Origin of the sequence: Aestuariibacter sp. A3R04, from assembly GCF_018860805.1 — a bacterium.
Classification (GTDB): domain Bacteria; phylum Pseudomonadota; class Gammaproteobacteria; order Enterobacterales; family Alteromonadaceae; genus Alteromonas.
The window spans coordinates 1-4,589 of the sequence record NZ_JAHKQR010000004.1 but is presented as its reverse complement, the minus strand read 5'-3'; the positions used below and the strand labels follow the sequence as shown (position 1 = coordinate 4,589).

The window sequence follows — 4,589 nt, the reverse complement described above, 5'->3', positions numbered from 1 at the left end:
GACATGTGATTGAAACCTATCAATTTTTTTGATATTTTTATTGTACCAATTCAGATATCAATTGAGGACCGATACTTAAGACCGATTGATCATATAAAAAGTCTGCTTAGACCAAAAGGTGATCAATAGTTTTCACACAGCCTGTACGTAAAGCGGAAGTTGAAACACTGAACACTGCGCGACGCAATGAGCGTCACTGAATTACATCTATTTATACTTCTGATATCTGCAATTACCCATCCAAACATTTTTTTATGGTATGGTCGAACACCGCTGAATTTTAACGTTTATCTCTACCTAATTATTACAAAGGATGTTGTAAATGAAGTTAGTTAATAGCTTAATTGTTTTTGGCTTTGCTACATTGTTGGTAGCCTGTTCTGATAGCCCTCAACAATCTGACCCTGACTTCAGACCTAAACATAGAGTTGCACACTTTTCCTCTGAGAATAGTCCACTTGTATTAATAGACGAAGCACATAATAACTTTTTGACGTTGAACGACAGATATAAGCCATTTGGTGAAGTTCTTGAAAGTGACGGATTCAGGGTCGGTTCGAATGATAAAGCAATTACAGAAAATCAGCTAAGGCAAGTGGATATTTTAGTAATTGCAAACGCGCTTGATAGAAAGCGACAGGACTGGCTTCCACCTTATGGAGAAGCGTTTGATGACAATGAAGTTGAAGTGCTCAAGAGTTGGATATTGAACGGTGGCTCACTTTTTTTTGTTGCTGACCATACACCGTTTCCCAAAGCTGTAGATAAGCTAGCACTTGCACTTGGTTTTCAGTTCATCAATGGACATGTTGGAAACGCAACCTTTAGCAAAGTAAACCATTCGCTTGCTGAACACGCGACAACTTACAATAAAGAGACTTCACAAAATATAGATGAAAAATCACAACCTCTTTTTCTGCAAAGTATTAACAATGTACCACCAGATATTTTACAGGTGAGATCGTTTGGTGGCTCAGCATTTAAGGCTCCCGAAAAAGCAATATCTCTATTGAATTTAGGGAACGGTATCACTGCTACAGAACCCAAAATACCGTTTCAAGTTAACGCGGATACACCAAAGGTTTCAATGTCAGGATGGAGTCAAGGTGCTGTTTTAGAGCTAGGTAAAGGACGTGTTGCAGTTTTTTCTGAAGGCATGATGTTCTCTTCGCAATTAGTAAAAAGTACAGGCAAAACGATGGGGTTACGCTCTGTTGGTGCGGAACAAAATGAAGAGTTTTTACTGAACATAATGCGCTGGCTAGCTGACTCGTAAGACTATTAATAGACTAGCTGTCTAAAGGTTTAAGTGATTTCTCGGCAGCCTATTACTTTGGGAAACGATTTTGCGTAAATAAATTCCGATTCTGGCTCATGCCAGAAAACTCAGAGCCACAAACCAAACAGTCTGCTCTTTGTCTTTTGTTGCCTGAAGAGGCAATTTAGCTTGGTATGTGTGCATATGATGCCAATAGTCTTGGCTTAATATGTTTCTCCTAAAATCAGGTGTATACTATCGATCTAGTTGTGAGAGGTATTTATGAATACAAAAATTGAAGTTTACGGTGTTAAAGCTGTTCAACGCCCCAAAATTCCAGCAAGAAAGAAACTTGACCTCTCTGGTGAGTTTGGGCAACAGATCGTGAAATCCGAAACTAAGCTAGTGCTAAGAACACACAAACGTACGTTCGAAAAACTCGCTTACATGTAATGGAGCTTATTTTTTTCCCCTTCGAGCGCGTTATAGAGATTAACGCCTATATTCTCGAAAACGAGCCTGGTATGAAGGGGACCGCTGATATCAATAAGCTTCAGGGGGCGCTAGGCAGGATTGATAATGCTATTGTTTATTTAGGCTTGAATGATGTTTTCGAAATAGCAGCAAAGTATGCTGCCTCTATTGCACTTTCTCATTCGCTTCCTGATGCAAATAAACGGACTGGTCTCGCTGTAGCTTTGTAATATTTATCTTTCAATGATTAAGAATTAATTGCTGATAACGAATTATTCGCAGATGCCATCAGAGATTTGGTTGTAGGCAAAATTGGCGAAGCGGATTTTGCTGACCTTCTTTATGCTCAGTATATTTCTGAACAAAATCAAAATAGTTAAAACTTCATGCAGTTTACTTTGGCCATACCTGCGCGATTAGGGTAAAGAAAGTCCAATATATAAGAAATCATATTGCTTCTCGGTCTGATGGTTGAGCAATGCTGAATTCCCGGTAAAAAAATCTGTCAGTACGATTATTCAAACCATAAACTTTGGCCGGACTGCCATAATTATGTTTCCTTTTAAACAGGAGACAAATTATGGCAATTCAAATCCATACACCTTGGAAAAAAAATCGTATTATCGGTCAGAAAAAGCCTCTTCAGATATTACATATATGGGGTATCCGGATTCGCTTATAGCTTGAAGGACGGACGCGTGATCTCGCATTGTTCAATCTTGGTCTTGATAGCAAACTACGAGGTTGTGACCTTGTTAAACTCAAGGTCTCAGATGTCGTTTGCGGACGATCAGCTCTTAGGCGCACGCATGTCGTTCAGCAAAAAACAGGTAGTCCTGTCCAATTTGAGATAACACCAAACACGGGAGAATCGATATTGGCTTGGGTAAAGAAAGCTGGATTAAAACCCTCTGATTATCTTTTTAAGTCCCGTATACATAGCGCTGAGCACATATCAACTAGACAATATAATCGCATTTTTCACGGATGGATTGAAAAACTTGGTCTAGATACATCTCTCTACAGCACCCATTCAATGCGCAGAACCAAGCCTTATCTGATTTACAAGAAGACTAAAAATCTCCGGGTAGTTCAACTCTTGCTGGGCCATAAAAAGTTAGAGAGCACTGTTCGCTACTTAGGCATTGAGGTGGACGACGCTTTGGAAATATCGGAATCTATAGAAGTTTAGGCTGTAAGGGGCTGCCTGTGCAGCCCTTGTGTACGTGAAGCGGAAGTTGGCGCATTAGTTACTTGAAGGCTTCAGCCAATGGTATAGATAATATTTATAAAGACTAAAATGGTAACTTCATAATAGAGGAAAGTAAGTTTGTTTCTGGCAGCCGCAATGCAAGGCTTTCTGGCCTAAGTTCCACAGCGGATGGTAGGCAGCTTACAAATGAATATATTTTCGGGCGAGGCAATAAAGGTGGCGCATTGTCTCGAACTTCAGGACTAAGTGATTTTGACAAGCAAAAGATTAGAGATGCTTATGACAGTGGGAAAGTTAAAACCCGTTACACTGTTGTGAAAGACAGGCATGCTGGCTCAGGGGCTCACAAAACACCCTGACCTCGGCGTTGGCGGGACTTCTCAAATTGGTGAAATAGTCATCATAGAGTTGCCTTTGAAAAACTAAGGCAGTCATTATTGAGGGCCTCGTGATAGGCCCCTTTTTAAGGAAAAAAATGAAACAGCTTCCAGACGATACTAAACAAGAGCTTTCACTTCAGTTGAAAGATGCCCTTCAAACCATCGAATGCTATAACCCTTCCACCGGGGCCAATAAGGCGTTGAGTTACTCTGGTACAGCCGGCACAAGCTTAGTGGCGGGGTTCAAAGCGAGCCTACTCGGTGACAGTCGGTTATCTGAACAGCTATTCGCACAAGTCATTCCAAATGCCAGAATGGCGGTTGCGGAAAATAAGATATCTCATGACAATAGGTATCAATACGCCTTGTTTTGTTACGCACTATTGCTCGGTTATCATGAACAGGTTAATGAGTCAGCCGCCGTGCTTTTAGTACTGGATATTGTCAAAGATATAAGGTTTGGAGCGCCGCCAGAATTCTTTACTCTGCTGGCCCATCTATGGCGCGGTGAAACCGATGCCGCTATACAAATGCTTAACGGTATAGAAAAGCTGGAAAACAAGAAAAGTGAATTCTATATTCAACCCGGGGTTAGCAAGCTTGTAAGAGGCGTTGTAAACAACGAGCCCAGTTTAATGAAAGAAGGTGCACGCCTTCTGTTTGACAAGCATTTACACACAACCAAGTACTTCAGAACGGCACTTGAAAATAATCATTACTTTTGTGAGCCAGTTACGTTATTGACCATAGTAGGTCGTAAACTGGGTGTTGATGTGAAAGCTAATATTGGCGATACAACCGCCTTGTTGAAAACCAGAACATTCAGCCCCGAAATACCCGCCAACAAGAAGTTCGAAGTACCCGTAGACCTAGTGCCCTCTTGCTTCCTGAAAACACGAGGATAATTCTATTACCTTTTGATTTGTGCATTAGCCTTAACAATTAATTCTTGGTATAACGCTCCAAACTGTTACTGCACGCTTTGGTAGATGCTCTTTATGATTGTTCTGTTTGTAGGGTATTTCGACAATGTCATAAAACGATGCATTACAGCGTTCAGATCGCTGAATGTCTCTTGTTTGTCTTTTTGAGCCAGCGATTTTGTGGGGCAGCTCCGTACGCAGGCTGTGTGAAAACTATTGATCACCTTTTGGTCTAAGCAGACTTTTTATATGATCAATCGGTCTTAAGTATCGGTCCTCAATTGATATCTGAATTGGTACAATAAAACTATCAAAAAATTTATAGGTTTCAATCACATGTC

At 40.7% G+C, this 4,589-nt stretch carries 3 protein-coding genes and 1 pseudogene; all 4 read left to right on the top strand.

Annotated elements, in window-relative coordinates; genetic code table 11:
• The first annotated feature begins 322 nt into the window (after positions 1 to 322).
• The 4 genes and pseudogenes from KO518_RS08830 (at position 323) to KO518_RS08815 (ending at position 4,230) form a co-directional block, all read left to right on the top strand.
• Positions 323 to 1,276: a DUF4350 domain-containing protein gene (locus KO518_RS08830; protein WP_216025501.1), complete on the top strand. Its 954-nt coding sequence runs from the start codon at positions 323 to 325 to the stop codon at positions 1,274 to 1,276.
• A 434-nt stretch (positions 1,277 to 1,710) separates the two neighbouring features.
• On the top strand, positions 1,711 to 1,962 hold the full coding sequence (locus KO518_RS20225) for a type II toxin-antitoxin system death-on-curing family toxin (protein WP_371742283.1): 252 nt from the start codon (positions 1,711 to 1,713) through the stop codon (positions 1,960 to 1,962).
• Between the two features lie 350 nt (positions 1,963 to 2,312).
• A pseudogene (locus tag KO518_RS08820) lies at positions 2,313 to 2,924 on the top strand (tyrosine-type recombinase/integrase).
• 496 nt (positions 2,925 to 3,420) lie between these two features.
• Positions 3,421 to 4,230 (top strand): hypothetical protein, encoded by an 810-nt coding sequence (locus KO518_RS08815; protein WP_216025500.1) that lies wholly within the window; start codon positions 3,421 to 3,423, stop codon positions 4,228 to 4,230.
• The last annotated feature ends 359 nt before the right edge of the window (positions 4,231 to 4,589 follow it).